The following is a 26,965-nucleotide window of genomic DNA, read 5'->3' on the forward strand; positions in this document are numbered from 1 at the left end:
TTCAGGCAGGCAACCATGAACATTGCACAACATTCCGTAGAGATTGAACGCGAGGTGGGTAACCTTGGGGTGATGAGTTGGCTGTCACGCCATCAACCGTTGCCCAGCGCCAACGAATCCTGGCTGGGCACGATTCTGCTGGTGGAGCGCATCGGCGTGTTTCCCGCGTCCGGCGATATTCGCCGCACGCTGCGCAACCCCTATCCCCTGCTCGCTCATTTGAAAAGTCTGTACGCCGAGCAGGCACTGGAAATGGACGACTGTGATGGTCTGAAAGTGATCTTCAGCGACTGGCGCTTTCGCGTGCGCATCTGCTGCAGCGACCCGGCGGTGATCATCAACGTGGAAACCCGTTGCGATACACGCTTGATGCCACAGAAGCTCAAGGAACTGCTCGATCAGATCGACACGTTCACCGACGCCTGAACTGTCCCCTGTAGGAGCTGCCGAAGGCTGCGATCTTTTGATCTTGTTTTGACAGACAAGATCAAAAGATCGCAGCCTTCGGCAGCTCCTGCAGTGGCTAATTATTGCAGCGCACGTTGGCGCCAGTGATCCAGGCGTAGAAGTAATCGGCAATCACCTTGCCGCCCGTGGCCGGCACGGGATGAATCTTGTCCGGGCCGATCATTGCCGCCGCGTAACGTTTGACGTTGGGGCCAAACGCGCATTGCAGGTTCGCGTACCCCAGACGCTGCTCACGCGCCCACGGCTCAAGCACCTGCGCATACGCCGACATCGGATAAGCGCTGGAGCGCGTGGTGTCCTGGCGCATGATCAGGTTGATGCTCGCCTGCGGTTGAATCTCGCGCAGCATGCCCACCAGCCCCTGAACGTTCTGTAGATACTGCGCTGGCTTGACGCCGAAGCCTTGGTCATTGCCACCGAGCATGATCAGGTAAACGTCCGCAGGGATCTTCGATACAGCGGCTTTCCACTGAATCTGCCACTGCGGATCCTTGTGATAAAAGTCTGCGGAGGCGGCACCGGATGCCGCCAGTTTCGAAACGCGCACGCCCTTCTGATCATTGCTCATCCACAGGCCGAACAACGTCGGTGCGCCCTTGACCACTTCCAGTCTGAAGGACCAGTCCTGCGCCGATGACAGTCCGGCCAGCGGCACTTCCTGAACGCCCGAACCGTCAAGCTTCAAGGGTTGCCAGTCTTGCGAGGTTGACCAGCGATAGCGGATCTCGCTGGATTCGCCGTTACCCAGGTAAAGCAGTTTTGCCTGGCTGACCGTCGTGTCGATCGCGGGCGTAGGACTGGCATCGACCTGCAACCATGCGCCCGACTTGCCCGTCACGGTGCGGCTGTCCGGGCTCGCCTGCCCCAGGCCTGAAACCTTCCAGCCGCCGCCAAAATACTTTTCACTGCTGCGGGTGTATTTGAAGTGGGTACCGCCCAGTGCCGCGCCATGGTTGAAACCGACGTAACCCGGCCCGGCAAAACCGACCTCCCCGGCCACGCGTTGCACCAGTTTGTTCAGATAGAAATCCTGTCCGGCGCTGTAGCTGTCGCCGATCACCGAGACGGACAAAACCTTACCGGCCTTGCCTTCACGCCACTGCGCAAAACGCTCACGGGCGTCGCCCACCTGAACCACCGACGCAGCAACGGGTTGCGCGTCATCTACTGCCAACATGCAAAATTCCTTAAATCTGAAATGGCCCCTTCGCGAGCAGGCTCGCTCCCACAGTGGATCTGTGCAGGGCACACCATCCCCGTGGGAGCGAGCCTGCTCTCGAAGCTTTTAGCTGTTTTGCGTCTGCACCACCGGAACGATAGGCGTCGCCGGTTTTCTGCTTGCCGCGCGCTCGCCGAGGAACAGCACCGAGGTGAAGTTGAAGCGACTGAAGATCATCGACAGCACCACCGGCCCCAGCAGGCCGAAGGTCAAGCCGCCCAACACCAGCAGGCTTTCATCCTTTATGCCTAAACGCCCCAGCACAAACCGCGAAGTCGCGGCGAACAGCACGTGGAACAGGAAAATCGCATAGGAATACCCACCGAGCCAGGTCAGCGCCTTCGAGCGCATATCACTCGACAGCAAAGCGATGCACGACACGCACCCCACGGTCAGGCCGATCAGGCTGCGACGATCAACAATCAATTCACGATCAATCGCCGCCACATACAACAGCGTCAGTGAAATCAACACAAACACCAGCGGCCCGATCACTTTGAACCGCTGTTTCAAAACGTCGACGTTCTCCTGCCCAATCATCCCCGCGACAAAAAATGGCAGCAGATAGACGGCGCCATTAATCCCGAACGCGTCGAACTTGAAGGGCGGCAGCAGAAACAGTACCGCTGAAAAAACGAACAGCCCATACAAGCGTGTTGCCGAACGCAGCATCCCGCGCCATTCCAGCAGCCCGACGAACATGAAAATGATGAACACCGCCTGCAAGAACCAGAAGTGGTTGATCGGCACCCAAAACGACAACAATGCGTCGATCACGCCGACATCCTTGTTCACCCCGGGCCCCACCGCCTGCAACACCGAGAACGGCACACCGACGCAAAACAACGGCACAATCAAACGCCGCACCTTGCCGCTGAAAAACGCGGAAAAGTCATTGCCGCGAATTTTGTAGATGGAATAGATGTACCCGGAAATAAAGGTGAACAGCGGCATGCGCACGTACACCATCGAATCGGCGATCACCCGGAACGGCGAGCCGATATCGATCTTCAAACCACCGCCCAACGGCCCGATGACGTGATAGAGCACCAGCAGCAGGCACGCCAGGCCGCGCAGGGTTTCAATCTCCAGGGACTTTTTCTTGCTCGACATAAAGCACCTGCCTCAATTCAGAATTCTTGATTCAACCTGCACCGGTTTGTTCGCCCGCAGCATCAATCCCAAACCGACGAACAGCACCGGCACCACCATCGAGAAGTGTCGGGCGAACGAGCCGAAATCCGGCTCGAACAAGCCTTGCACCAGCAGAAACGCCAGCGGAATCGCGATCAATTCCTTGGGTTTGGTCTGGATCGGCGCGCCCTTGTAATCGGTCGAGGTGATGACTTTGAACAGCAGCAGCGCGGTCATGATCATCAACGCAACGAAGATCACCTGGCCCGGCCCGGACAACAGAATCAGCTCCACCGGAAACGACAGGCGGAAGAAGATGATCATCGAGTCCAGCGCCTGCGAAACGAAGTCGCTGCCGCTGAGCCACGAGACAATCAACGATTTCGAGCCCTCTTCACCCGCCGTGCGCAGCTCGTTGTTGCTGGCGCGAATCGACGACACCGGAAAGCCCAGCGCGATCTGGATCGACATCGCCACGGCCAGGTAGAACAGGAACAGCATCAGGAAGAAGGTCGTGCGTGATACGTACTTCTTCATCACGCAGACGCCGACCCACGACAGTGAGAACAGAATCCAGTAGGGCCTGATCAATACGCCGTAGATCACCGCCGAAAAGAAAAATCCGCCGCGATATTTGCGCGTCAACGAGCTGAGCAAAATGCTCAACACCGCGACCGACACAATGATTTCCTTGGTCAGGTTTTCCAGGAAGAACGAGCGAACGATGCCCCACAGACACAAGGTGCCGAAGATCGCCAACGGCATGCGCCGAAACACCACCACCGGAATCGCCGTGAGGAAAAAATTGCAGAACATGCCGTAGGCCCAGGCATTGGTCAGGTTGATCCCGGTGGGCCGCAGCAGGAACGCCGAACACTCGTAGGAGGAGCGATCCGGCGAGAACGGGTTCCAGAAGTTGCAGTTGTCGGCACGCGCGTAGGACGACCACAAGGTCATCGCATCCGGCCCCGGATCACGGGGGATCAGCAGCGGCATGGCCACCGACAGAAACAGCCCGGTGAAGAGGATCAGGAACGAAATTGACGAGTCGAGTTTCTTGCCGCGAAACTCGATGCACGGCAGCTTCAGGCCCATGACAGAGCGGCCTTTTTCGCAGTGGTTACACGGGTCAACACGGCAATCACGCCGAGCTGCACGATGATCGCAAAGACGTTGCCCCACGCGGCGCCATAGATCGAATAGTGCTTGATCAACACATAGCTGACGGGCACCGAGACCAGCAAGCAAATCGCCGCACTGGCCAGCGATACACGACTGTTTTTCGAGGCAATCAAACCACCCCAGACGATGTCGCCAATCGCGCGCAAGGCAAAGGAGAAAATCAGTACGCCAAGGATCGCGTTGTCCGGGCGCGGAACGCTGGTGGCGACGTAATCGAGCACCACGTTGAAGAACAGATAAATCGCCACTGCCACCGCAGCCGACACCACCAGCGAGCGCATCACCCACTTGTTGATGAACAGTTGCTTGACCGTGAACGCTTGTTGATCGGCCTGAAAACGCTTGGCCAGTACCGGAATGCCCACCACCGCCACCACCGCATACGACAAAGCTTGCAAGGTGTTGGCCGCCGACCACGCATACACGTATTTACCGAGGCTGGCGTAGGGTTCCAGGTCGATGATCAGGAAACGCTCGGCGTACTGACTCAGCGCAATCAGCCCGGTACCGAGATAGAACGGCAACCCGGCCTTCCACACGGTGGCCGTGGCCAAGGTGCCGGCGACGCGCCCCTTGTGCACATTCACCACGATCAAATAACCGGCGATGATCACCATCACGTTCGCGGCGACCCACAACCACAAGACACTGGCGATACCCGACACCCAGCCGAGCATCATCCCGCCCACCGCCAACACCGCCCACAGGCCGGTCTTGATGAAAAACAGCAACGCACCGGCCGTGGCTTTCTGCGCGGAAAATACGAACGAGTTGATCTCGAACGACAGGTGTTCGGTGAGCAGCACCAGCGTTACACAGAGGATCAATGCAGCGGTCGCTTCAACTGTCTGGAACAGCGAATAAATCAGCACCGTCACCACCGACAGCACCAGCCCCACGGCCAGGTACAGCAGCAGGACTTTGTCGACGACCCGGCGCGAACTGCCGCCCACGCTGATCAAACGATTGATCTCGGAACTGAAGCCGACGCTGTAGAACTTCGAGGCGATCAGCGAAGCCGCGACCACTACGCCATAAAAGCCCAAGGCCTCATAACCGAGGTAATGAGTGATCGCCAACACCAGCAAAAACTTCGCGCCCAAGGCACCGCCGCGAAGCAACAGCCGAAATATCATCGAACGACACCTTTGATGATGTCGTCCATGGCCACGGTTTTCGCTTCGATCTCACGGCAGGTATCGGTCAGGCGCTGGCCGAAATTCGACAGCGCATTCGGCGCGTAAACCGTGTTGATGATGGTGTCGACATTAATGTCTCCGCCGTTGATCACCCAGTCTTCTACGCCCATGTCCTGATAGGCGCCGAAGCCTTTGCGCTCATAGCTGATGTGGTACGCCGGCACGCCCGACAGCAGCGATTCGATAGCGCCGTGCAGCCGCACGGAGATCACCAGGTCGGGCTGATATTTGGCAATCGTCGCCTTCAACGACAGCAAATCTTCAGTAATGCCCAGCTCGCGATAGAACGCGCCGTCATCGTTGCCGCGCACCGCGCTTTGTACGGCGCAGACCACTTTGCTTTTGTCCTTCAGGCGCTGCAGCAGCACCTTCAGGTTGGCGACGTAGGCGAGCTTCTTTTCCTTGCTCCACTCCGGCGGCTTGCGCAGCACCACGCACACCGTTGCTGGTGACGAGGCGCAGCGGGTGAACTTGGGTTGCTGAAGAATTTTGCTCGCCAGCGACTGCACCGCCAGATCCGGCGCGCGGTAGACGTTTTCACAGGCGTCGAAGATCGCCGAGGAGCGATTGTCGCGCACGAACACCGCATCAGCGTTGGCGTAGTGCTCGACGATCTTGCTGCTCTCGCCATGGAACGGGCCGATGCTTTGCGGCAGATACACCGACGGCACTTTGCTGAGGATCGCGGTTTCCAATTGCTTGGCGTGGCCGAGTTTCAATTTGATGTGCTCGAAGGCGCTTTTCGAGCGCATGTAGCCGCCGCCGACGCCGACGATCAAATCGGTTTTCTTCAACAGATCGGCAAGGCCAGCGTAGGACTGGTTGAGAAACACCGCCTGCTTGACCCGGCCCAAACCCTTGGCCGCCATCACTGGCGCGTCAAAACGTGGATGCGGCAAGTAACTGAAAGAATCTGGATCGGAGGCCACAACACTGATCGCGGTGTCCTCACCAAAATTGCGCTGCACCAAGGCAATCGCCAGATCGACGAGCAGGCCGTCACCGGAGTTGGACGCACTGTAGCCATGCAAAATCGTTACGTTCATAAGCTTGAGTTCTACTTAATAAGTGGGGGCGCAATACAGGTCGTAGGTCTGGCGAATCATCAACGCGGCACTGAAACGTTCGCGGACGATGCTGCGACCCTCGTTGCCGAGGTCGAGCAAGCGCGGCTTCTGGATTTTCGCCAGCACATCGGCCAGCGCCTGGTGATCGCCGGAGGGAAAGACATAGCCGGACACTTCGTTGGTGACCAACTCGGGCAGCGACGTGCAATTGCTCGCGATCACCGGCAAGCCCATGGCCATGCCTTCCAGCGGCACCATGGCAAACCCTTCCCAGCGACTCGGCACGATCAACGCATCGGCTTTTTGGTACAGCGCCTGCACTTCGCTCGGCGTGACCCACGGCAAATATTCAACCGCGGCCATCGGTGGACACTCGACCGAATCTTCATTGACCGCGCTGCCCACCACCGTCAGTTTCAGGTCGTTGCGCTGCACCTTGGCGAAAGCCTTGAGCAACACGTCGAAGCCTTTCTGATAATCGAGACGGCCGACGAACAGCAGATGAATCGGCTCGGGGCTGCTGGCTTTCGGCGCGTCATCCTTGCGATGGATGCCGTTGTAAATCAGCTTCATGCGCTTGCGCTCGATGCCGAAACGCGCGGCTTTATCGAGCTCGTACTGGCTGACGCAAATGATCACGTCGGTGACTTTCTGCAGCACTCGCTCGATCCACGCATAGACTTTCTGCTTGATCGGCGAGCTTTCCATCAGGAATGAAAATGCATGCGGGCAGTAGACGATTTTCGGCTTGCGCCACGGGCGCAACAGCACGCACACGCAACGCCCGATCACCCCGGAAAAGGTGCTGTGCAGATGCACCACATCGGGTTTTTCCTTGAGCATCACCTGGGTCAGACGCCAGGCGAAGCGCAGCAGCGACGGCACATTGCGCCCGGTGCGGGCGAAGGTGCGGATCTGCTGCGCTTCGATGCCGTGCAGCTCTTTTTCCTGATCCTGCGGGACCAGATACACCAGCTCGTAGTTCGCCGCGTCGCCCTCGGGGGACGCCGAAATCGTGCGAATAACGGTCGCTACGCCACCTTTGATCGTCTCGGCCACGTGCAGTATTTTTTTCACAAATCACCCACTTCAAACAGGAAAAAACAGTCGCTGACAGTCAGGATTTGTCGGACGCGTATTCGTAGTTGTAATAGCCGTAGCCGCCATTGCCGTAATAGCTCGCGGCACGCTTCTCGACGCCGTTGAACACTGCGCCTTTCAACTCGATGCCGTTCTGCGCGAAGCGGCGGATGGTCAATTCGATCTCCTTGGCCGGGTTCACCCCGAAGCGCGTGACGATCAGGCTGATGCCGGCTTCACGGCCAACAATCGCTGCGTCGGTCACGGCCAGCAGCGGCGGCGTATCGATGATCACCAGGTCGTACATTTCGCTGAGTTGCGCCAGCAGCTCGCGGAAGTTGGCGTGCATCAGCAACTCGGACGGGTTGGGCGGCACCTGACCACGGCTGATGAAGTGCAAATTGTCGACTTCGACGCGGTTGATTGCCTGTTCGATGCTGCAACGCTTGACCAGCAGATCGGACAAACCGTTGGTGATCGGCGTGTTGAGGGTTTTGTGCAGATGACCTTTGCGCATGTCGGCATCGATCAGCACCACGCGCTGACCACTTTGCGCCATCACCGCAGCGAGGTTGGAAGACACGAAGGTCTTGCCGACCTGCGGGCTCGGCCCGGAAATCATGATGCGGTTGTTGGTCGAATCAAGCCCGGCGAAATGCAGGCACGTGCGCAGGCTGCGAATCGACTCGATGGACAAATCCGTCGGGTTGCGCAGCGCCAACAGATACGCCGGTTTATCGACGCCGTCGCGGGCGCGACCTTTTTGCTGTCCTCTTCCTGCTGCAACGCGCTGTAGGGGATCGACGCGTACACCGGCAAGCCCAGTTGCTCGATGGCTTCGGGGCCTTCGAGGCCGCGACTCAAGGATTTACGCAGCAGCACCAGCGCCACGCCGACGAAAGCGCCGAGCAGCGTTGCGATCAGCACGATCAAGGCTTTTTCGGTTTGACCGGGCTGGTCAGGTCGACGTCCGCAGTATCGATCAGGCGCACGTTGCCCACCGCACCGGCGCGGATGATGTCGAGTTCCTGGGACTTGTTCAGCAATTGCGTGTAGATCTGCGAGGCGACTTCAACGTCGCGGGTCAGGTTGAGCAATTCCTGTTGCGTGGCGGGCAGATCACCGACCTTGCCTTCCAGCGACTTCTGCTGCTGGACCAGTTCACCGAGCTGGCTCATCAGTGCGCGGTAGGCCGGGTGCTGTTTGGTGAACTTGCGATCCATCTCCGCCTGCTGCATTTTCAGCTCGGAAATCCGCGTTTCCAGCGCTACGGACTGGCCGAGCACCGATTGCGTTTCCAACGAGATGTTCACGGTCTTGCCGTGGGTCTGATAGGCGTTGAGCGCATCGCTGGCCTTGGCCAGATCACGCTTGACCTGCGGCAATTGGCTTTGCAGGAAGGCCAGGCTCTGTGCGGCTTCGGCTGAAGTGCGTCGTACGTTCTGATCAACGTACAGCGACGCGATCTTGTTGAGAATCTTCACCGCTTCCGCAGCATCACTGCTGGCCAGGGCCAGACGAATGATCCCCGACTCCTTGCCCTGTTCGGAAATATCCAGCGCGTCCTGATACCCCTGAATGGTCACGATCCGTGGATTGCGCACCACTTCGAAACGGGTGCCGGGGTTAGCCAGTAACTGGGTGATTTGCCCTTCTACGCTGTCCTGCGCGAACGCTTCACCGACGACGCCGTCGACCAGCAGGTTGTCGTTGTCATCGAGCAACTGGAAGCGCTTCTGTTCACCCGCAATCAGGGTGAGTTTCTTGCCCAGCAGTTCTTTGGGCAGATTGAGCCGGGAAAATTCCAGACGCTCACCGCCCCAGGCGTAACTGCTCAGGCCGAAGCGCGGCGCGGCGACGCTGGTATCGGTTTCGCCGCGGTAACGCCGGGCGAGAAAGCCACCGATGACCGGGAACGTGTTGGGCGTGACATCGATATCCAGGCGCAGGTCGTCAACGGTTTTACCGATGACGGCGCGGGACTTGATGATGCCGATTTCGGTCACCGATGGCGATTGGCCGCCGAGCATGCTGTTGAGGTCGGAGAACCCGAGCATGTCGTTCTTTTTCGGTTCGACCTGCACCAGCGCGTTCGCCAGGTACACCGGCGTCGCCAGAACGGCATAGGCAACACCGGTGACCATAAAGGCCCCGGTCAATGCGCCGATCAACCACTTCTGATCGATCAGACTGCCAAATATACCGAGCAGATCAATACTGTCTTGATCGTTGTCACGGGTGCCGATTACGGACGGTAACTGCATAAGTCTGTTCTTACCATTCATTGATCTGAAGAATATTCATCAACGCGCCAAGCGTTGCGCCCATGAGCTGACAGCATCTTCAATCAATGCATGGGCATGAATAAAAGCGGCCTTGCCTTGACGATACGGATCTTGTATTTCGCGCTCGCTTTGCCACTTGCCGAGTAGAAACACTTTGCCCCTCGCGTGAGAGGCAATCTTCAATACTTGATTTACATGCTGTTTTTCCATGACCAGAATCAAGTCCGAGTCATTGATGATGTCCGAGGTCAGTTGCCGCGCCTGGAACGCTTCGGCGCAGTGTCCGTGGTTTTCGAGAACTTCGCGGGCCGAAGCCTCGACGCCCTCGCCGACTCTGGCCGACAGGCCCGCAGAGGACACCGTGATTGCCGAGGCACCCAGCGCATTACGCAACAACAGTTCTGCCGTCGGACTTCGGCATATATTGCCCACGCAAACAACAAGGATCTTTCTGAACAAGGTTTTACTTTCCTCTGTCATGTCAAACGGCCAACATCCCGAGGGCATTTGAATGAACCCTCAAGATCTTCCTGCACTCAGAAATAGATTCGCCCTGTTAGTACCGGAGCATTAAGTACCACAGCGTTTAAAAGCCCCCAACCACAATTAGCGGACTAAAAATAACTGTGATTTTCAGCTGTTTGATTTCCGACAAAAAATAACATTCGTGCACTAAGTGCCATCATCCCTATCGAAACTTGGGTAACGAGATATTTGTTCGTAGTTGTCACTTCTCTTCGGGAGAGCAGACATGAAATCAGTCCATCTCAAAAAACTCGGCGCGCTGGCGCTGATGGTGCTGGGTACAACGACTCAGGTGCACGCCAGCGAAACGTTTCCCAACCTTCCGGCCAAGAACATCGGCGTTCAGGTGAAGATTCAGAACTTCTCTGCCGCTGACGCCGCGCAAATCAAATCGGCAGGCTTCGGTTTTGTACGCTTCGGCGTGTGGAGTGACAGCCTGAGTGCCAAGGCTTATCAGAAACAGGTCAGCGATGCGTTTGCAGCGGCCCAGTCTGCGGGCCTGCCGGTCTTGCTGACGGTCCGTGCGATCAAACCGTTGCCCGCAACCTCAAGCGCCGAGCTGGCCACCGCCGGGGAAGGCTTCGCTAAAGCCGTGACAGGGCTGCAGCAGTCGTACAGCGAGCAACTGGTAGCGATCGAGCTATGGAATGAGCCCGACCTGGAAACGTACTGGCCGACGCGTAATTTCGACACGACGTTTGTGCCGTTCATGAGCGGCGTATGCAAGACGCTGCAGGAGCAACCGCAATCGACCCCGGTGATCGGTTACGGCTTCGCCCGTCCACCCAGCGCTGGTTCAGCGTCCACCGTGGCGCTGAGCCGCATCGTCAGCGAATACCCCAAATGCCTGAACGCCGTTTCCTATCACCCGTATGGCATGACGGCCACGCAGATCAGTAATGCGCAGAACTTCATTCAGCAAAACTTTCATCTGCCGGGGGTGATCAGTGAATGGGGTATCTCGGCGCTCGCGTCCAACGGCGGCGCTGAAGGGCAAGCGAGCAAGATCGACGCGTTTATCGGCGATGTTAAAAAACTCAAGATCCCGCTGACCTCCATCTATGAATGGAAAAACAGTGATACGGGCAGTAATGATCGCGAGAAGAACTTCGGCCTGCTGACCTCTGACGGCCAGCCGAAACCGGCACGCCTGTCGGTCGAAGCCCTGTTGAACGCCGAATAGTCCCCGCGCAACCGGTCTGTACGCAGGTCGGTTGCGTTGAACCTGTGGTCTGATTTGGCATCGTATTTACCGATACCGCGCCCCGCCATTCAAACACCCGTTTCGCGGATGTTGCCGCTGGGGCCATTGATACGCACACACGCCCTTGAGTGGCTGTCAGCGCTCGGGTAATGTCATCAGACCCATAGGACAGAGCACGCCCATGACTTCCAAGCTGGAACAACTCAAACAAATCACTACCGTCGTTGCCGACACCGGCGACTTCGAAGCAATCGCTCGCGTAAAACCCGTGGACGCTACCACCAACCCTTCCCTGCTGCTCAAAGCGGCCGCCATTCCCGGTTATGCCGAGTTGCTGAACGCTTGCGTTCACGACTGCAAGGGCGATGTGGGCCTGGCGAGCGACCGTTTTGGCGTTGCGGTAGGTCAAGAAATTCTGAAAGTGGTCCCTGGCCGCATTTCCACTGAAGTGGACGCGCGCCTTTCGTTCGACACTGACGCCGTATTGAAGCGCGCGCACCGTCTGATCGAGCTGTACGACAAAGCCGGCATCGGCCGCGACCGCGTACTGATCAAGATCGCTTCCACCTGGGAAGGCATCCGTGCCGCCGAGATTCTGGAAAAGGAAGGCATTCAGACCAACCTGACCCTGCTGTTCTCCTTCGCTCAGGCTGCGGCGTGTGCTGATGCGGGTGTGTTCCTGATTTCGCCGTTCGTGGGTCGCATCTACGACTGGTACAAGAAGGCCAACGGCAACGACTACACCGGCGCGGATGATCCGGGTGTGCAGTCGGTGACGCGCATCTACAACTACTACAAGGCCAATGACTACAAAACCGTAGTGATGGGCGCGAGCTTCCGTAATCTGAATCAGATCGAGCAGTTGGCCGGTTGCGATCGCCTGACCATCAGCCCGGACCTGCTGGAGAAACTGGCAGCGGATAACGGCAAGCTGGAGCGCAAATTGGCGCCAGGGCATGCCGGGGAAGCGCGTTTGAACTTGAATGAAGCGCAGTTCCGTTGGTTGTCCAACGAAGACGCTATGGCGACCGAGAAACTGGCTGAGGGGATTCGTCAGTTTGCTCGGGATCAAGAGAAGCTTGAGGCGCTGCTGCAAGCCAAGCTGTGATCTAGTTCGAGGCAATGCAAAAAGGGCGAACCCTCACAGGTTCGCCCTTTTTTATGCGCTGGTGTTTGTGCGGCGTTGAGGCAGATGAGGACCTGTGGCGAGGGAGCTTGCTCCTGCTCGACTGCGCAGCATTCGTAATCCGGCTAACTGGGATTTGACTGACGTAACGAGGTGAATGGTTTTAAGGCCGCTTCGCAGCCCAGCGGGAGCAAGCTCCCTCGCCACAGGCCAGCGGATGGCCGGGGATCAATGACGCTCTAAAGCATTCACCAGATCATGGAACGCTTCACGATTGGAGTCGTTGAGGCCCATGAGGATCTTGTGTGCTTCAAGCACTTTGATCCGTACGATTTCTTCGGACTGATCCTGGTCTGGCAGGTCGGTCAAGCACTCAGGGCACGGGATAGGGCGGTCAACGATGTTGAACACCTGCTCGAAGCCCATGGACTGCAGCAGACGGGTGATGTCTTCGTGGGTGGTGACGACGGTCGGCAGCAGGCCGACCTTCTGCCGCGACAGGATCGACAGTTTGGCCAACAGGCCCAACGTGGTGCTGTCGATGCTGCGGGTTTCGGTCAGGTCGATCACGATCGCGTTGAAGTTCAACGCCGTGAAGATCCGCTCAATAGTCGCATCCAACGCCGAACACAGGGTCAGGCGAACTTCACCGACGAACTTAAGGACGAAGGTGCCATCCTGCTCGGCGAACTGGATTCTACCGGTACTCATTAAAGATTCCTGCTCAACACCAACAGGGCGATATCATCCGGCATCTCCCCTAGCGTGGCCAATCCAAAAACCTGCCGCAGCCCATCCAGGGTGCCGCCCGCAGCCTTGACCCGTTGGGGCAACGCCGCTTCTTTCTCTTTGAGTGTAGGTTCTGGCAAAAGGTCCAGGATGCCATCAGACATCAGCGTCAAGCTGAACGTCGGTGGCAACTCCATCACGTGATCTTCGTAGGTGGCTTCGTTAAAGAGGCCCACCGGCAGACCACGCCCTTCCAGATAACGAACACTGTCTGGCGTGTACAACACAGGCAAGGGCAAATGACCGCCGATGCTATAGGTCAACAAACCTGTCTCCTCGTCGATGACACCACCGACCATTGTGACGTGTTTACCCAGCTTACAACTGATCAGGCCTCGGTTGATATGACCAAGGACCTCTGAAGGTTGGAATTCCGGCAATGTGCCATTTCGCTTGGATTCGAACAGCAAGCGCGTGGTCATGAATTTCAGCAGCACAGTAACGAAGGCTGAAGAGGCGCCATGACCGGAAACGTCCGCCAGGTAGAAGGCTACCCGACGTTCGTCGACCCGAAAGTAGTCAACGAAATCACCCGATAGGTACAGCGACGGGATGATCTGGTGAGCAAACTGAAACTCATCGATGGTCCAGGGACTGACTGGCAGCATGTTCATCTGCACCTGGCGACCGGCGTTCTGGTCTTCCTGGAGCAGGTTCAGGCTGGCTTCGAGCTCGCGGTTGGCCTTTTCGAGCTTGTCGCGGTAGCGCTGGTTTTCCAGCAGCAGGCGCGCACGATCCAGGGCCCGGCGCACAGAGTGCTCGAGCACAGCCAGATCTTCGAGAGGCTTGATCAGGTAGTCCGCCGCGCCCAGGCGCAGGGCCTCGACCGCATCGTTCATCACGCCGGCACCCGATACCACGATAACCGGGGTTTGAGGCGACAGCTCGGTGACCTGGCGAATGAGTTCGAGTCCGCCCATCTGCGGCATGCGCAGATCGCAGATGACCAAGTCGGGCTTGTCTTGCTCGAATACCTGAAGACCCTGCTGGCCATTGCTGGCTTGCAGGACACTGAAACCACTGTCTTCCAAATAGGCGGCGAGGCTCGCGCGCACTACTTCGTCATCATCGATTATCAGCAGCGTGGCACTGGTTTTTGGCATGTGGGCAAACGGCGCCAGAATTAGGTTGGCGTAGCAGGCAAGGGTTTTATCCCGGCTCGTACTACTGGATTCGCTTTCTAGCCTCTCTGTTGCACTGTTTTCGAGCGTTTGCCCTACACACAGGTCCACCAAAGGTGCCCTTCTAAGGCGCAGACGGTACTCCCATCCGCGGGGCGTTTCAAGCTCACGCCGATGGTCGCTTGACGTCTTTACTTGTCAAATCACCGGGAGTTATAAGAACAGGCAAAACCGTAACCCAATGGAAGGATGAAGCCCATGAGTCAAACCGATCGGGACTACAGCGAAAAGCGCGATTTCATTCGCATGCGGGTCGATGCCGATGTGTCGCTGATTCACGAAGGCGATGAGGTGCCAGCCGTCTGCATCGACCTTTCCAGCAGTGGCATGCAGGTTGAGGCACCACGCTTGTTCAAGGTCGGGGACCGGCTGAACGTACGGATCGATTCCGATCACACCGCCCTCAAGGGCCTTGAAGCCGACACCGAAGTGGTGTGGGTGAAGGAACAGGACGGCGAAAGTCAGAAACTCGGGCTTACAATCTTGAAAATGAAATAACCACCAATCCACAACGAAAGAAGGCGGCCAATGGCCGCCTTCTTCGTTTTACCGCTTTAAATCAAAAATCGTCTACGACGTGGCCGTCTTTGACTTTGAATTCGCGGTTCTGCAGGTAAGCGTTGCGGATGAAGATGTACTTGTCGCCGTTGATCAGCTTCTCGGCCGACAGCAAGCTGGCACGGGTGTCGACGATGTTCAGGCCGAATACCGAATTACGCACCGGAATATCGTTGATGTACGGGTACGGGCCGGTGTAGCCATCGACAATCTTGGACGGTGCGTCTCGCAGGGTGCTTGGGCCGAGCAATGGCAGCATCACGTACGGACCACTGCCAACGCCCCAATGACCGAGGGTCTGACCGAAGTCTTCGTCGCTGCGGTTCAGGCCCATTTTGGTGCCTACATCGAAGAAGCCTGCCAGACCAAAAGTGGTATTGAGCAGGATACGTGCGGTATCGACGCCAGCAGCATGTGGCTTGGCTTGCAACACGTTGTTGAACAGATTGGTCACGTCACCGACGTTGCGGAACATGTTGTGGATACCATCTTCCAGGAATTGCGGCGTCACGTAGTCGTAGCCCTGAGCAATCGGCTTCAGCGCGTAGGTGTCGACAAAGTCGTTGAACTGGTAAATCGGGCGGTTGACACTTTCCCAAGGATCGTCTTCCGAAGCTGCCTGAGCGGCAAACGGAACCAGCAACACGCTGGCACACACACAAAGCTGAGCGAGTTGATTGCTCCAGCGCATAGAAAAACTCCTTGGATTGTACTGGCGCGGGCGCGCGGCCCAAGCGTTAAGACGGCTAGTATAAGACGGAAAAGCGAGTTTAGTCAGCGTCGCATGAGTCGGCTTGCGGATGTTGCAAAATGACTGAGAGCAATTCACATCAATGTCACTCAACTGTCACCGTCCTCCCATAGTCTTGTCGCTATTTCAGGGACGTTGATATGTCGCATGCCGAAGCCTTGCCTGACGCCGCACTCAGCCTGACTGCCGTACTGTTCGGACTCAGTGGTTGCCTGGTGGATTTTGGCGCCCGTACGCGCCAGCCGGGCGCGCCCTGCGCCGAACACGCCGAGGTCACCCCCGGTGCCCTGGATAGCCTGCACAGCTTGCAGCGTCAGAAAATCCCCTGCGCCTGGCTGGATGAACTCTCCCCTGCCCTCAGCCAAGCCCTTGCTGCCGCCCTGCCAGCGTGGATCAAACCTTCGCAACATCCAGCAACAATCAATCCATGGCCGGCTCCAAACGCCTGCTGGCAAGCGTTAATGGCGTTGAATGTCGAGCGACTGGACGGCTGCGTGCTGGTCAGCGGCGAACCGCGATTGCTGCAGGCCGGGCTCAATGCCGGGTTGTGGACCATTGGCTTGGCGTCCTGCGGTTCGCTGTGCGGGCTGGCGCCGAACGAATGGCAAGCCTTGAGCCAAAAGGACCGCGAACACCTGCGGGGCAAGGCGACGATGCAGCTGTTTGGTTTAGGGGTACATTCGGTGATTGATCACCTCGGTGAACTCGATACCTGCCTGGCGGACATCAGCCTGCGCCGACTCAAGGGCGAAAAGCCCTGACAGAGATCATGCAGGTTGCCCGGGAGTGGATTAATCTAAAGACCAGCCATAGACCTTTGGCGTGCTGCTGCGGTCTATGCCAGTGCCTATCGATAAAAGGAAGAACGCCATGCCTGCCCGCGAACTGCAAGAACAGCTCAATACCCTGCGCGAGCAATTGGAACAGAATCCGCCGCTGTCCGAAGCCGAGCGCGATGACCTGCACGCGCTGATGCAACAGATCGAACTTGAGATTGAACTGGAAACCAAGACCAAAGACTCCAACCTCGCCGATGGCGTGAACCTGGCTGTCGAACGCTTCGAACTGGAACACCCGGCCATTGCCGGCACCTTACGCAACATTGTGCAGACCCTGGGCAACATCGGGATCTGAACCCGCCAGATACAAAAAAGCCCTGCCAGTGATAGCGGGGCTTTTTCGTTTTCAGCGATCTTTTGATCTTGATCTTACTGGCGGACCAGACGGTGGTTCGGCAGTTGGACCGTTTCAGTACTGCGATACGGGTTGATATCCAACCCACCACGCCGCACATACCGCGCATACACCGTCAATTTCTCCGGTTTCAGCAACCGCTGCAGGTCGAGGAAGATCCGCTCCACGCATTGCTCATGGAAGTCCGAGTGCTGACGGAAGCTCACGATGTACTCCAGCAAACTCGCGTGATCCAGTGCCGCGCCACGGTACTCGACCGCCACACTGCCCCAATCCGGCTGGCTGGTGACCGGGCAATTGGACTTGAGCAAATGGCTGTGCACGCTCTCTTCGACAATGCGCGAATCATCGCAACGCAGCAGTTCCGGACGCGGGTGTTCGTAGTTGCTGACGCTGATGTCCAGGTCATCAACGCAAACGCCCGGCAACGCCACGACGCCTTCCGCCTCAACGTCCTTGAGGCTGCGAATCCGCACGCCGACCGGTTTACCGGCAGCCGCCGACAGGTCTTTCACCAACACGGCTTCAAGGCTCGCAGTGTCGGCAAACGGCGTCTGGTTCAGGGAATTGAGGTACAGCTTGAACGACTTGGATTCGATGATGTTCGGCGAATCCGCCGGGATGCTGAATTCACCGATCGCCACCACGGGCTTGCCCGACGGCAACAGCCACGACAGCTCGAAGCAGTTCCAGAAGTCCACGCCTTTATACGGCAGCGTGTCCGCTGTCAGCCCCAACTCGGCCCATTTCGCGGTGCGCGGGATCGGGAACAGTAAGGACGGCGTGTAGGTGGCGATGTATTCGCTGGATTTGCCCAGCGGCGAATGTTCGGCTGCGGGATGCATGGCGGAAACCTGACTGAAGAATCAGCGGATTCTATCAGCCTTTGCGTCCGCCTTTGAGTGCTTACTGACTGACTGTCAGTTTGCCGACCATGCCAGCCTGATAGTGGCCAGGGATATTGCAGGCAAATTCCAGGTTGGTCGCCTTGGTGAAGGTCCAGGTCAGCTCGGCGGTTTTGCCCGGCGGCACCAAAATACTGTTGGGGTCGTCGTGCTTCATGCCGTGATCCGCCGAGCCGTGATCCATACCGGACATCGAACCGTGGTCCATTTCCTTCATCGCTGTAGGAGTCAGCATTCCGTTCTGCTGCATCTTCAACATTTCCTGCTGGTGTGCGGCATGCATCGCCGCATCGCCGAGGTTGAATTCGTGCAGCAACTGGCCTTTATTCACCAACACAAAACGAATGGTCTCACCAGCCTTGACCTCGATGGTCTTCGGATCGAATGACATATCGCCCATCACCACTTCCACGCTGCGGCTGGCTTTGGCCGCCGCGGCCGGTTGACCGAAGTCGTAAGTCTGCGCGGGCGAGGCCCATACCGGCGAACCCAGTACCAGCAAACACGCGGCCAACACCAGACGATTGCGCAAAAACATAGTCGTACTCCAACAAGATAAGGTTCAGCCTGTGGAAAACTCTAAACTGACACGCCTGCCCGCAACCTGACAGCCAGATTACAACTTTGTCAGGTTGGCCTGCCTTGCGGCCGCCCACGGTATAAAGCTTTCGTTCCATTTACCCAGAGTTACCCATGAAACTGCTGATCGTCGAAGACCAGGCCAAAACCGGCCATTATTTACGCCAGGGCCTTACCGAGGCTGGCTTCAATACCGAACTGGTGGCCGACGGCAGTACCGGCCAGCAATTGGCGCTGACCGGCGATTACGCCTTGTTGATCCTCGATGTGATGCTGCCCGGCCGTGATGGCTGGCAAATCTTGCAAGCGGTGCGCGGTGCGGGTCTCGACACGCCGGTACTGTTTCTGACGGCGCGAGACGCGGTGGAGGACAGGGTTCACGGCCTGGAGCTCGGCGCCGACGACTACTTGGTCAAACCTTTCGCCTTCTCCGAACTGCTGGCCCGAGTCCGCAGCCTGTTGCGCCGTGGCAGCACCACGCCTCAGGAGACCTGCCTGCAACTGGCCGACCTGCGTCTGGACCTGATCCGCCGCCGGGTCGAACGCAGCGGCCAGCGCATCGACCTGACCGCCAAGGAATTCGCCCTGCTTGAAATGCTCCTGCGCCGGCAAGGTGAAGTGCTGCCCAAATCGTTGATCGCTTCCCAGGTGTGGGACATGAATTTCGACAGTGACACCAATGTCATTGAAGTGGCGATCCGACGGCTGCGCCTGAAGATCGACGACGAATTCCCCAACAAGCTGATCCACACCATGCGCGGCATGGGTTACGTCCTTGAAGAGCGCGACGCCTGATGCGCCGACTGTCCTTGAGTAATCGCCTTGCGCTGCTGTTTGCGGCCTGCACGGCGGTGGTTTCGTTATTCGCCGGGGTGTTGTTCAGCCGCGCCAGCGAAGCCCACTTCATCGAACTCGATCAGCAGTTGCTGGACGGCAAGTTGATCGGTTTGCGCCGGGCGCTACACGACATTCAGTCCAGTGAAAGCAAGGCAAAGCTTGCGGATGAACTGAGCCGACAGGCCGATCTGTCGCTGCGTATTACTGGCAGTGATGGCCAGCGCTGGTACGACAGCGCCTCGAATTTGCCCAAGGAACTCCCGCAAAAACCGGGCTTGTCGACCGTGAACGACGACGGCACTGACTATCGCGTCCTGAATGCGCCGTTGTACCTGGACAAACCCGACTCACCGCAACTGACCCTGCTGCTGGACATCACCCATCACCAGCACTTTCTGCAACGCATGCAGCATCTGATCTGGCTGACCGTTGGCCTCTCGGCCCTGGCCACCGCGCTGCTCGGGGCCTGGGCGGCACGCAGTGGATTGCGGCCGTTGCGGCGCATGAGTGCAGTGGCCAGCGGCGTTTCTGCGCAATCGCTGAATGCGCGGTTGCCGGAAGAGAACATGCCGCCAGAACTTGCGGAAATGGCCCACAACTTCAACGCAATGCTCGGACGTCTCGACGACTCTTTTCAACGGCTCTCGGCCTTCTCCGCCGACATTGCCCATGAACTGCGCACGCCACTGTCGAACCTGCTGACCCATACCCAGGTCACCCTCACCCGCCCGCGCGAGCTTGAGGATTACCGCGAAGCGCTGCACAGCAACCTCGAAGAACTGCAATGGATGGCGCAACTGGTCAATGACATGTTGTACCTGGCCAAGGCTGACCACGGTTTGCTGATGCCCAAGTGCGAACCGCTGGAATTGGCGGAGGAAGCAGATCTGTTGTTGGAGTTCTTCGCGCCGCTGGCCGAGGACGCGCAAGTAACGCTGACCCGCGATGGCAGCGGGCACATCGAGGGCGACCGCAACATGTTGCGCCGGGCGCTTTCCAACCTGCTGGATAACGCATTGCGGTTTACGCCTGCCAACGGCGAGGTTCGGCTGCGGATTGTCGATCAGCCCAAGGGTTTGAGCCTGACGGTTGAGAACAGCGGGGACGGGATTTCGGAAGATCTGCTGCCGCGCTTGTTCGACCGTTTCTACCGGGCCGACCCGGCGCGCCAGGAAGGCAGCAGTGAACATGCAGGATTGGGATTGGCGATCACCCAGTCGATCATCCGTGCCCATGGCGGGCAGATTCGTTGCAAATCGGAGAGTGGGTGGACCAGGTTTGTGATTGAGTTACCGAAGGGGGATTGAGGCCGGCAGCGCCGGCCTCTTCGCGAGCAAGCCCGCTCCCACATTTGATCGAGCTGACTCAGATCTAATGTGGGAGCGGGCTTGCTCGCGAAGGCGGTATCAGGAGTTACGAATACCGCAACGCGTGAGCCGGCTCGATCTTCGCCGCACGCCACGCCGGGTAAACCGTCGCCAAAAAGCTCAAGATGAACCCGGCGGAGCAGATCAACAACACATCCCCGCCCTGCAACTCGGACGGCAAGTTGCTGACGAAATACACATCCGAACTGAAGATATGCTGCCCGCTGACGCGTTCCAGCCAACCCACCATTTCACTGACGTTCAACGCCGCAATCACACCCAGAATGCCGCCGATCAACGTGCCGACAACCCCGATCACCGTGCCCTGCACCATGAAAATCGCCATGATCTGACGTGGCGTGGCGCCGATGGTCCGCAGGATCGCGATGTCCGCGCCTTTGTCGTTCACCACCATGATCAAGGTTGCGATGATGTTGAACGCCGCCACCGCGACGATCATCAGCAACAGCAGGCCGATCATGGTTTTTTCCATTTTCATTGCGCTGAACAGGCTGCCCTGGGTGTGGGTCCAGTCGTCAGCCTTGTAACCCGCGCCGAGGGCGGTGGCGATGTCGTTCGACACTTTAGGCGCCGCGTACAAATCCTTCACCGCCAGGCGCACGCTCTGCACCTGATTCGGTTGCCAGTGCTGCATTTGCGCGGCATCCGCCATGTGGATCAGCGCCATCGAGCCGTCCAGCTCGGCGCCGACCTTGAACACACCGACCACGTTCAGCCGCTGCATGCGCGGAGTGATGCCGCCCGGTGCGGTGCTGACTTCCGGCACGATCAGGGTGATCTTGTCGCCGACGTTCAAGCGGAAGCGCCGCGCGGTGATTTCACCGACTACCACGCCGAACTCGCCGGGTTTCAAGTCATCGAGGCGACCTTGCACGATGTGCTGCGCAACGATCGAGACCTTGCCTTCCTGCGCCGGATCGATGCCGCTAACCTGGATCGGCTGCATCGAGCCTTTATAAGACAGCATGCCTTCCATCTCGGTGAACGGCACGGCGGCGGTCACTTCCGGATTTTTCATCGCTGCGGCGGCCACTGGCTGCCAATCGTCGATCGGGTTCACGCCGACGATGGTCGCGTGGGGCACCATGCCGAGAATGCGCGAGCTCATTTCGCGCTGGAAGCCGTTCATCACCGACAACACGACGATCATCGCCAATACGCCCAGGGCGAGGCCGATCATCGAGGTCATCGAGATAAAGGATACAAAGCGATTGCGGCGCTTGGCGCGGGTATAGCGCGCGCCGATAAAGATCGATAACGGTCTGAACATTCGCTGGGGCACCGTATAAAAATAAAAGACCCGACGTCTTTTCAGACGTCGGGTTTGGGCCGATCAGATGGCTGTCAGGCGACCTTCCTGCAAATGCAGGACGCGGTCCATCTGGCGGGCCAGGTTCATGTCGTGAGTCACCACCAGGAACGCCGTGCGCATCGAGGTGCTGAGTTCCAGCATCAAATCCTGAATACCTTGGGCGGTGTGGGAGTCGAGGTTGCCGGTCGGCTCGTCGAGCATCACCAGGCCCGGGTTGTTCACCAGAGCACGGGCGATGGCGACACGCTGGCGTTCGCCACCGGACAGCTCCGACGGTTTGTGCTCCAGGCGATGGCCCAGCCCTACTCGCTCCAGTAACGCGGTGGCACGCTGACGCGCTTCCGGGATCGCAGTCTTGCCGATCAGCAGCGGCATGCAGACGTTTTCCAGCGCGGTGAACTCCGGCAGCAAGTGGTGGAACTGGTACACGAACCCTAGGGAACGGTTACGCAGCAGGCCACGCTTCTTCTCGCTCAGTGCCGACAGCTCTTCGCCATCGAGCCAGACGCTGCCCTTGGTTGGCGTGTCGAGGCCGCCCAACAGGTTGAGCAAAGTACTTTTGCCCGAACCCGAAGTGCCGACGATGGCCACGCGCTCACCCGGATGCAGTTCCAGTTGCAGACCGGCCAATACTTCTACCGACTCCGGGCCTTCCTCGTAGGATTTGCCCAGGTTGCGGCAGCTCAAGATTGCTTTATCACTCATGCCCGACTCACTCATAACGTAGCGCCTCCGCAGGCTGGGTGCGCGCGGCACGCCAGGCTGGATACAGGGTGGCGAGGAAACTCAGTACCAACGCGGCGGCGCAGACCATCAATACGTCCTGGCTCTGCACTTGCGACGGCAGGTAATCAATGAAATACACGTCGGCGTTCAGGAATTTATGCCCGATCAACCCTTCGAGGGCCGAGATCGCGGCGCTGACGTTCAGCGCGGCGAAGATCCCGACCACAGCGCCGATCAGCGTACCGATCACACCAATGACCGTGCCCTGGACCATGAAGATCGCCATGATCTGCCCCGGCGTGGAACCCAGGGTACGCAGAATCGCGATGTCGCCCTTCTTGTCGTTCACCACCATTACCAGCGTGGAGATGATGTTGAAGGCCGCAACGGCAACGATCAGCAGCAACAGCAGACCGATCATGGCTTTTTCCATGCGGATCGCCTGATACAGGTTGCCGTGGGTACGGGTCCAGTCGCGGGCATAGTAATGGTCTTCGCCGAGTTGCTGGGCGATGGTCCATGCCGTGCGCGGCGCCTGGAACAGGTCGTCGAACTTCAGGCGCAGGCCCTGGACCTGATCGGGTTTCCAGCGGTGCAACCTGGCCAGATCCTGCAGGTTGGTCACACCCAGGTAGCCGTCCAGCTCACCGGCGCCGACATGGAAGATGCCGACCACGGTAAAGCGTTTCATACGCGGGAACATCCCGGCCGGGGTCACTGTGACTTCCGGCGCGACGAACGTCAGCTTATCGCCGATGGACGCACCGAGCTTGGCCGCAGCCTTATCGCCAATGACGATGCCGAAGCTGCCGGGGGTCAGGTCGTCGAGCTTGCCCTGCTGCATGAAGTTATCAATGATCGAGACCTGCCGCTCCAGCGCAGGGTCGATGGCATTGAGCAGCACCTTGGACACCTTGCCGTTGTTGGTCAGCAGGCCCTGCATCTGGGTGAACGGCGCAACGGCCGTCACCTGCGGGTTCTGCTTGACCTTCGCGGCCAGGCTTTGCCAGTCACTGATGGGTTCACCGGACTCGATGGTCGCGTGGGGCACCATGCCCAGCACGCGGGTGCGCATCTCATGATCGAAGCCGTTCATCACTGAAAGCACGACGATCATCACGACCACGCCAAGGGCGAGCCCGATCATCGAAGTCAGGGAAATGAACGACACAAAATGATTGCGACGCTTTGCACGGGTATAACGCGTGCCAATAAATACGAAGAGAGGTCTGAACATGTCGGGGCTTGTTCGGAGGGAAAAGGAACGTCCTTGTGGCGGGGGTCGATAACCAGCTTTACACTCAGACCACCGCCGCTACCATGGGTTCGCCATGTCGACATTAGATGAAGAAGATCGCCGCGAATACTACCGTATCGAGGACGCGATCGCACTGGAAATTCGGCCCCTGTCCGCTCCCGAAGCCGCAGGCCAGGAAGTGTTGCAGGATGCTTCCCCGCTGTTCAACCTGCTCAGCGAACTGCACCTGAGCGAATTCGAGTCGCAGCACCTGTTGCGCCAGATCAGTGAGCGCGACCGCAGCATCGCCGCCTTCCTGAAATCCCAGAACAAACGCATCGACCTGCTCAGTCAGGTGATCGCCCTGACTGTGCTCGGGCACATTGGCGAACCGCAACCGGTGATCATCTCTGAAGGCGGCATCGACTTTCAGCACCCGACGCCCATTGCGGCCGGGGCGCACCTGTCAGTCAAAATGGTGCTGATGCCGCAAGCGCTGGGCCTGCTGCTGCGGGCCAAGGTCACCCACTGCGACCGCAAGGGCGACGGCTACGACGTCGGCACCGAGTTCGAGTACCCAACCGATGCCCAACGCCAGTTACTCGCCCGCTACATATTGCAAAAGCAGGCCCAGGAACGACGCCTGGCCCGCGAACAAAACGAATCAGGCATTTAATTAAGGAAGAACCGTGACCCTCATCTACGGCCATCGCGGCGCCAAAGGCGAAGCACCGGAAAACACCCTCACCAGTTTCCAGGAATGCCTCAAGCACGGCGTTCGCCGTTGCGAACTGGACCTGCACCTGTCCATGGACGGCGAATTGATGGTCATCCACGATCCGACGCTCAAGCGCACCACCGACCGTCGCGGCAAAGTGGTCGAGCATTCGGCAAAAGATCTGGTGACCTACGACGCCCGCAAGGGCGGCCCGGGCTGGATCAAGCCGTGCCCGATTCCAACGCTGGAAGAACTGTTCGAGAAGTGTGATTTCGAGCACTGGCAACTGGAAGTCAAAAGCGCTTCGCGCACTCGCGCCGCGACCACTGTGTTGGCGATTCGTGAAATGGCCCAGCGTTTCGGCCTGCTCGACAAGGTAACCATCACCTCAAGTTCGCGCGAAGTGTTGAAAGCCGCGCTGGACCTGGTGCCGGACGTGTCCCGCGGATTGGTGGCCGAGTATGCCTGGCTCGACCCGTTGAAGGTCGCGCAAAGCTATGGCTGTGAGATTCTGGCGCTGAACTGGACCCTGTGTACGCCGGAACGCCTGCAGAAGGCGCAGCGCCAGGGGCTGCATGTGTCGGTATGGACAGTCAACGAGCCCGCGCTGATGCGCAGACTCGCCGACTTCGGCGTTGACAGCCTGATTACAGACTTTCCCGGTTTGGCCACTGCCACGCTCGAGAATTGCTGAAATCGGTCTCCCCGGCCGGCTCAGGCCACCGGCCGGAGCCGCTCAAAAAAGCCGGTTGAGGCCATCGTACGCCGCTACCCGATAGGCTTCGGCCATGGTCGGGTAGTTGAACGTCGTGTTGACGAAGTACTTAAGGGTGTTCAGTTCGCCCGGCTGGCTCATGATCGCCTGGCCGATGTGAACAATCTCCGACGCCTGATAGCCGAAGCAGTGAACGCCCAGCACTTCCAGGGTTTCGCGGTGGAACAGGATCTTCAGCATGCCCTGAGGCTCGCCGGCGATCTGTGCACGCGCCATGCTCTTGAAGAACGCCTTGCCCACTTCGTACGGCACCTTGGCCTGAGTCAGCTCTTGCTCGTTCTTGCCGATCGAGCTGATCTCCGGAATGGTGTAGATGCCGGTCGGCACGTCATTCACGAAGCGCCAGCTGTTGTTATCAACAATGCTGCCAGCCGCCGAACGGCCCTGGTCGTGCGCGGCACTGGCCAGGCTTGGCCAGCCGATCACGTCACCGGCACCGTAAATGTTCGGCACGCAGGTGCGGTAGGCTTCATCAACTTCGATCTGGCCACGGCTGTTGACCTTCACGCCGATGTTTTCCAGACCCAGCGCGTCGGTGTTGCCGGTACGGCCATTGCACCAGAGCAAGGCGTCGGCCTTGATCTTCTTGCCGGACTTGAGGTGCAGGATCACACCGTTGTCCACGCCTTCGACGCGGTCGTAGTCTTCGTTATGGCGAACCGTGATGTTGTTGTTGCTGAAGTGATAGCTCAGGGCCTGGGATATTTCCGAGTCCAGGAAGCTCAGCAACTGACCGCGGTTATCCACCAGCTCAACCAGTACACCCAGTCCACTGAAGATCGACGCATATTCACAACCGATCACGCCAGCGCCGTAAACGATGAGTTTGCGCGGGGTGTGGCCGAGGCTGAGGATGGTGTCGCTATCGTAGATACGCGGGTGATGGAAATCGATGTCCGCCGGGCGATAAGGACGCGAACCGGTGGCGATGATGATGTGCTTGGCGACCAGCTTCTCGACCACACCGTTGGCGCAAACCACTTCGATGGTTTGCTCGTCGGCGAAGCTGCCGGTGCCGAAGAATACGTCGACGCGGTTACGGGCGTAGTAGCCGGTGCGCGAAGCGACTTGTTTGGAGATGACTTTTTCGGCGCTTTTCAGTACGTCCGGGAACGAGAACCAACGCGGCTCACCAATGGCCCGGAACATCGGGTTGGTGTTGAACTGCATGATCTGCCGGACGGAGTGACGCAGTGCCTTGGACGGGATGGTACCCAGGTGGGTGCAGTTGCCGCCGACCTGGCGACGGCTGTCGACCATTGCCACTTTGCGTCCTGCTTTGGCGGCGTTCATTGCCGCGCCTTCTCCCGCCGGGCCGGAACCCAATACCACCACGTCGTAGTTGTAGACAGCCATGCATACTCCTCAGAACAGGCCGCGGCGCCCTCGGCACCGGCGGCTAAATCACGCCGATCTGCGGCGTGAAGGAACAATTTGGGGTCAATTCAGAACCCGGACACAGTCTATAGAAGCGTCAACGCCGCGCACATTAACCCTTGGTCGCGTCGTAGGCTACTTTTGCCTGC

At 58.5% G+C, this 26,965-nt stretch carries 26 protein-coding genes and 1 pseudogene; 10 read left to right on the top strand and 17 right to left on the bottom strand.

Annotated elements, in window-relative coordinates; all coding sequences use genetic code 11:
• Positions 1–15: 15 nt before the first annotated feature.
• The gene (locus tag JFT87_RS23355) at positions 16–426 is read left to right on the top strand and encodes a mannose-1-phosphate guanylyltransferase (RefSeq protein ID WP_201204913.1); all 411 of its coding nucleotides are present in this window, start codon (positions 16–18) and stop codon (positions 424–426) included.
• 97 nt (positions 427–523) lie between these two features.
• On the opposite strand, the gene JFT87_RS23360 is transcribed toward JFT87_RS23355, so the two are convergent.
• The 8 genes and pseudogenes from JFT87_RS23360 to JFT87_RS23395 form a co-directional block, all read right to left on the bottom strand.
• The gene (locus JFT87_RS23360; protein ID WP_201204915.1) at positions 524–1,645 is read right to left on the bottom strand and encodes an SGNH/GDSL hydrolase family protein; all 1,122 of its coding nucleotides are present in this window, start codon (positions 1,643–1,645) and stop codon (positions 524–526) included.
• Between the two features lie 108 nt (positions 1,646–1,753).
• Complete coding sequence (locus JFT87_RS23365) at positions 1,754–2,800, bottom strand: acyltransferase family protein (RefSeq protein ID WP_201204917.1); 1,047 nt, start codon at positions 2,798–2,800, stop codon at positions 1,754–1,756.
• Between the two features lie 12 nt (positions 2,801–2,812).
• A complete protein-coding gene (locus JFT87_RS23370) occupies positions 2,813–3,916 on the bottom strand; it encodes a hypothetical protein (protein WP_201204919.1) in 1,104 nt (367 codons plus the stop codon).
• A complete protein-coding gene (locus JFT87_RS23375; protein ID WP_201204921.1) occupies positions 3,907–5,139 on the bottom strand; it encodes a phosphoribosylaminoimidazole carboxylase in 1,233 nt (410 codons plus the stop codon). The genes JFT87_RS23370 and JFT87_RS23375 overlap by 10 nt, the downstream gene beginning before the upstream one ends.
• A complete protein-coding gene (locus JFT87_RS23380) occupies positions 5,136–6,248 on the bottom strand; it encodes a polysaccharide pyruvyl transferase family protein (RefSeq protein WP_201204923.1) in 1,113 nt (370 codons plus the stop codon). The genes JFT87_RS23375 and JFT87_RS23380 overlap by 4 nt, the downstream gene beginning before the upstream one ends.
• A gap of 15 nt (positions 6,249–6,263) precedes the next feature.
• The gene (locus JFT87_RS23385; protein WP_201204925.1) at positions 6,264–7,346 is read right to left on the bottom strand and encodes a glycosyltransferase; all 1,083 of its coding nucleotides are present in this window, start codon (positions 7,344–7,346) and stop codon (positions 6,264–6,266) included.
• A 40-nt stretch (positions 7,347–7,386) separates the two neighbouring features.
• Positions 7,387–9,613: pseudogene (locus JFT87_RS23390) on the bottom strand (polysaccharide biosynthesis tyrosine autokinase).
• A gap of 39 nt (positions 9,614–9,652) precedes the next feature.
• Positions 9,653–10,093 (bottom strand): low molecular weight protein-tyrosine-phosphatase, encoded by a 441-nt coding sequence (locus JFT87_RS23395; protein WP_201204927.1) that lies wholly within the window; start codon positions 10,091–10,093, stop codon positions 9,653–9,655.
• A 292-nt stretch (positions 10,094–10,385) separates the two neighbouring features.
• Here JFT87_RS23395 and JFT87_RS23400 point away from each other — a divergent pair, with 292 nt between their 5' ends.
• Positions 10,386–11,342 (top strand): cellulase family glycosylhydrolase, encoded by a 957-nt coding sequence (locus JFT87_RS23400; RefSeq protein WP_201204929.1) that lies wholly within the window; start codon positions 10,386–10,388, stop codon positions 11,340–11,342.
• A gap of 202 nt (positions 11,343–11,544) precedes the next feature.
• Positions 11,545–12,471 carry a transaldolase gene (gene tal / locus JFT87_RS23405; protein WP_169370732.1) on the top strand — a complete coding sequence of 309 codons (927 nt, stop codon included), beginning with the start codon at positions 11,545–11,547 and terminating at the stop codon, positions 12,469–12,471.
• Positions 12,472–12,717: 246 nt separating this feature from the next.
• On the opposite strand, the gene rssC is transcribed toward tal, so the two are convergent.
• Together rssC and rssB are read right to left on the bottom strand one after the other, a co-directional pair.
• Positions 12,718–13,200 carry an anti-sigma factor antagonist RssC gene (rssC, locus tag JFT87_RS23410; protein WP_123403442.1) on the bottom strand — a complete coding sequence of 161 codons (483 nt, stop codon included), beginning with the start codon at positions 13,198–13,200 and terminating at the stop codon, positions 12,718–12,720.
• Positions 13,200–14,381: a two-component system response regulator RssB gene (rssB, locus tag JFT87_RS23415; protein ID WP_201192762.1), complete on the bottom strand. Its 1,182-nt coding sequence runs from the start codon at positions 14,379–14,381 to the stop codon at positions 13,200–13,202. Before rssB ends, rssC begins: the two co-directional genes overlap by 1 nt.
• A gap of 276 nt (positions 14,382–14,657) precedes the next feature.
• Between rssB and JFT87_RS23420 the strand changes: the two genes are divergently transcribed.
• Positions 14,658–14,957 (top strand): PilZ domain-containing protein, encoded by a 300-nt coding sequence (locus JFT87_RS23420; RefSeq protein ID WP_201204931.1) that lies wholly within the window; start codon positions 14,658–14,660, stop codon positions 14,955–14,957.
• Positions 14,958–15,018: 61 nt separating this feature from the next.
• On the opposite strand, the gene JFT87_RS23425 is transcribed toward JFT87_RS23420, so the two are convergent.
• Entirely contained in the window at positions 15,019–15,708 is a 690-nt protein-coding gene (locus tag JFT87_RS23425; protein WP_201204933.1) for an MlaA family lipoprotein, read from the bottom strand.
• A gap of 200 nt (positions 15,709–15,908) precedes the next feature.
• Here JFT87_RS23425 and JFT87_RS23430 point away from each other — a divergent pair, with 200 nt between their 5' ends.
• The gene (locus tag JFT87_RS23430; protein ID WP_201204936.1) at positions 15,909–16,529 is read left to right on the top strand and encodes an HAD family phosphatase; all 621 of its coding nucleotides are present in this window, start codon (positions 15,909–15,911) and stop codon (positions 16,527–16,529) included.
• Between the two features lie 109 nt (positions 16,530–16,638).
• A complete protein-coding gene (locus tag JFT87_RS23435) occupies positions 16,639–16,902 on the top strand; it encodes a DUF4404 family protein (protein ID WP_201204938.1) in 264 nt (87 codons plus the stop codon).
• Positions 16,903–16,976: 74 nt separating this feature from the next.
• On the opposite strand, the gene queF is transcribed toward JFT87_RS23435, so the two are convergent.
• Together queF and copI are read right to left on the bottom strand one after the other, a co-directional pair.
• Entirely contained in the window at positions 16,977–17,807 is an 831-nt protein-coding gene (queF, locus tag JFT87_RS23440) for an NADPH-dependent 7-cyano-7-deazaguanine reductase QueF (protein WP_201204940.1), read from the bottom strand.
• Positions 17,808–17,868: 61 nt separating this feature from the next.
• Positions 17,869–18,405: a copper-resistant cuproprotein CopI gene (copI, locus tag JFT87_RS23445; protein ID WP_201204942.1), complete on the bottom strand. Its 537-nt coding sequence runs from the start codon at positions 18,403–18,405 to the stop codon at positions 17,869–17,871.
• Between the two features lie 155 nt (positions 18,406–18,560).
• Here copI and JFT87_RS23450 point away from each other — a divergent pair, with 155 nt between their 5' ends.
• Together JFT87_RS23450 and JFT87_RS23455 are read left to right on the top strand one after the other, a co-directional pair.
• Positions 18,561–19,241 carry a heavy metal response regulator transcription factor gene (locus JFT87_RS23450; RefSeq protein ID WP_201204944.1) on the top strand — a complete coding sequence of 227 codons (681 nt, stop codon included), beginning with the start codon at positions 18,561–18,563 and terminating at the stop codon, positions 19,239–19,241.
• Positions 19,241–20,590, top strand: a complete 1,350-nt coding sequence (locus JFT87_RS23455) for a heavy metal sensor histidine kinase (RefSeq protein ID WP_201204946.1) — start codon at positions 19,241–19,243, stop codon at positions 20,588–20,590. Before JFT87_RS23450 ends, JFT87_RS23455 begins: the two co-directional genes overlap by 1 nt.
• A gap of 106 nt (positions 20,591–20,696) precedes the next feature.
• On the opposite strand, the gene JFT87_RS23460 is transcribed toward JFT87_RS23455, so the two are convergent.
• The 3 genes from JFT87_RS23460 to JFT87_RS23470 form a co-directional block, all read right to left on the bottom strand.
• Positions 20,697–21,941 (bottom strand): lipoprotein-releasing ABC transporter permease subunit, encoded by a 1,245-nt coding sequence (locus JFT87_RS23460; protein WP_201204948.1) that lies wholly within the window; start codon positions 21,939–21,941, stop codon positions 20,697–20,699.
• Positions 21,942–22,004: 63 nt separating this feature from the next.
• Positions 22,005–22,688 carry a lipoprotein-releasing ABC transporter ATP-binding protein LolD gene (gene lolD, locus JFT87_RS23465; protein ID WP_201192792.1) on the bottom strand — a complete coding sequence of 228 codons (684 nt, stop codon included), beginning with the start codon at positions 22,686–22,688 and terminating at the stop codon, positions 22,005–22,007.
• 7 nt (positions 22,689–22,695) lie between these two features.
• Complete coding sequence (locus JFT87_RS23470) at positions 22,696–23,946, bottom strand: lipoprotein-releasing ABC transporter permease subunit (protein WP_201204950.1); 1,251 nt, start codon at positions 23,944–23,946, stop codon at positions 22,696–22,698.
• Positions 23,947–24,040: 94 nt separating this feature from the next.
• On the opposite strand from JFT87_RS23470, the gene JFT87_RS23475 reads away from it, so the two are divergent.
• Together JFT87_RS23475 and JFT87_RS23480 are read left to right on the top strand one after the other, a co-directional pair.
• On the top strand, positions 24,041–24,622 hold the full coding sequence (locus JFT87_RS23475; protein ID WP_201204951.1) for a PilZ domain-containing protein: 582 nt from the start codon (positions 24,041–24,043) through the stop codon (positions 24,620–24,622).
• 13 nt (positions 24,623–24,635) lie between these two features.
• Positions 24,636–25,358, top strand: coding sequence for a glycerophosphodiester phosphodiesterase (locus tag JFT87_RS23480; protein WP_201204953.1), 723 nt, complete (start codon positions 24,636–24,638; stop codon positions 25,356–25,358).
• Between the two features lie 42 nt (positions 25,359–25,400).
• On the opposite strand, the gene sthA is transcribed toward JFT87_RS23480, so the two are convergent.
• Complete coding sequence (sthA, locus tag JFT87_RS23485) at positions 25,401–26,795, bottom strand: Si-specific NAD(P)(+) transhydrogenase (RefSeq protein WP_201204956.1); 1,395 nt, start codon at positions 26,793–26,795, stop codon at positions 25,401–25,403.
• Between the last annotated feature and the right edge of the window lie 170 nt (positions 26,796–26,965).

Origin of the sequence: Pseudomonas sp. TH15, from assembly GCF_016651105.1 — a bacterium.
Lineage (GTDB): Bacteria > Pseudomonadota > Gammaproteobacteria > Pseudomonadales > Pseudomonadaceae > Aquipseudomonas.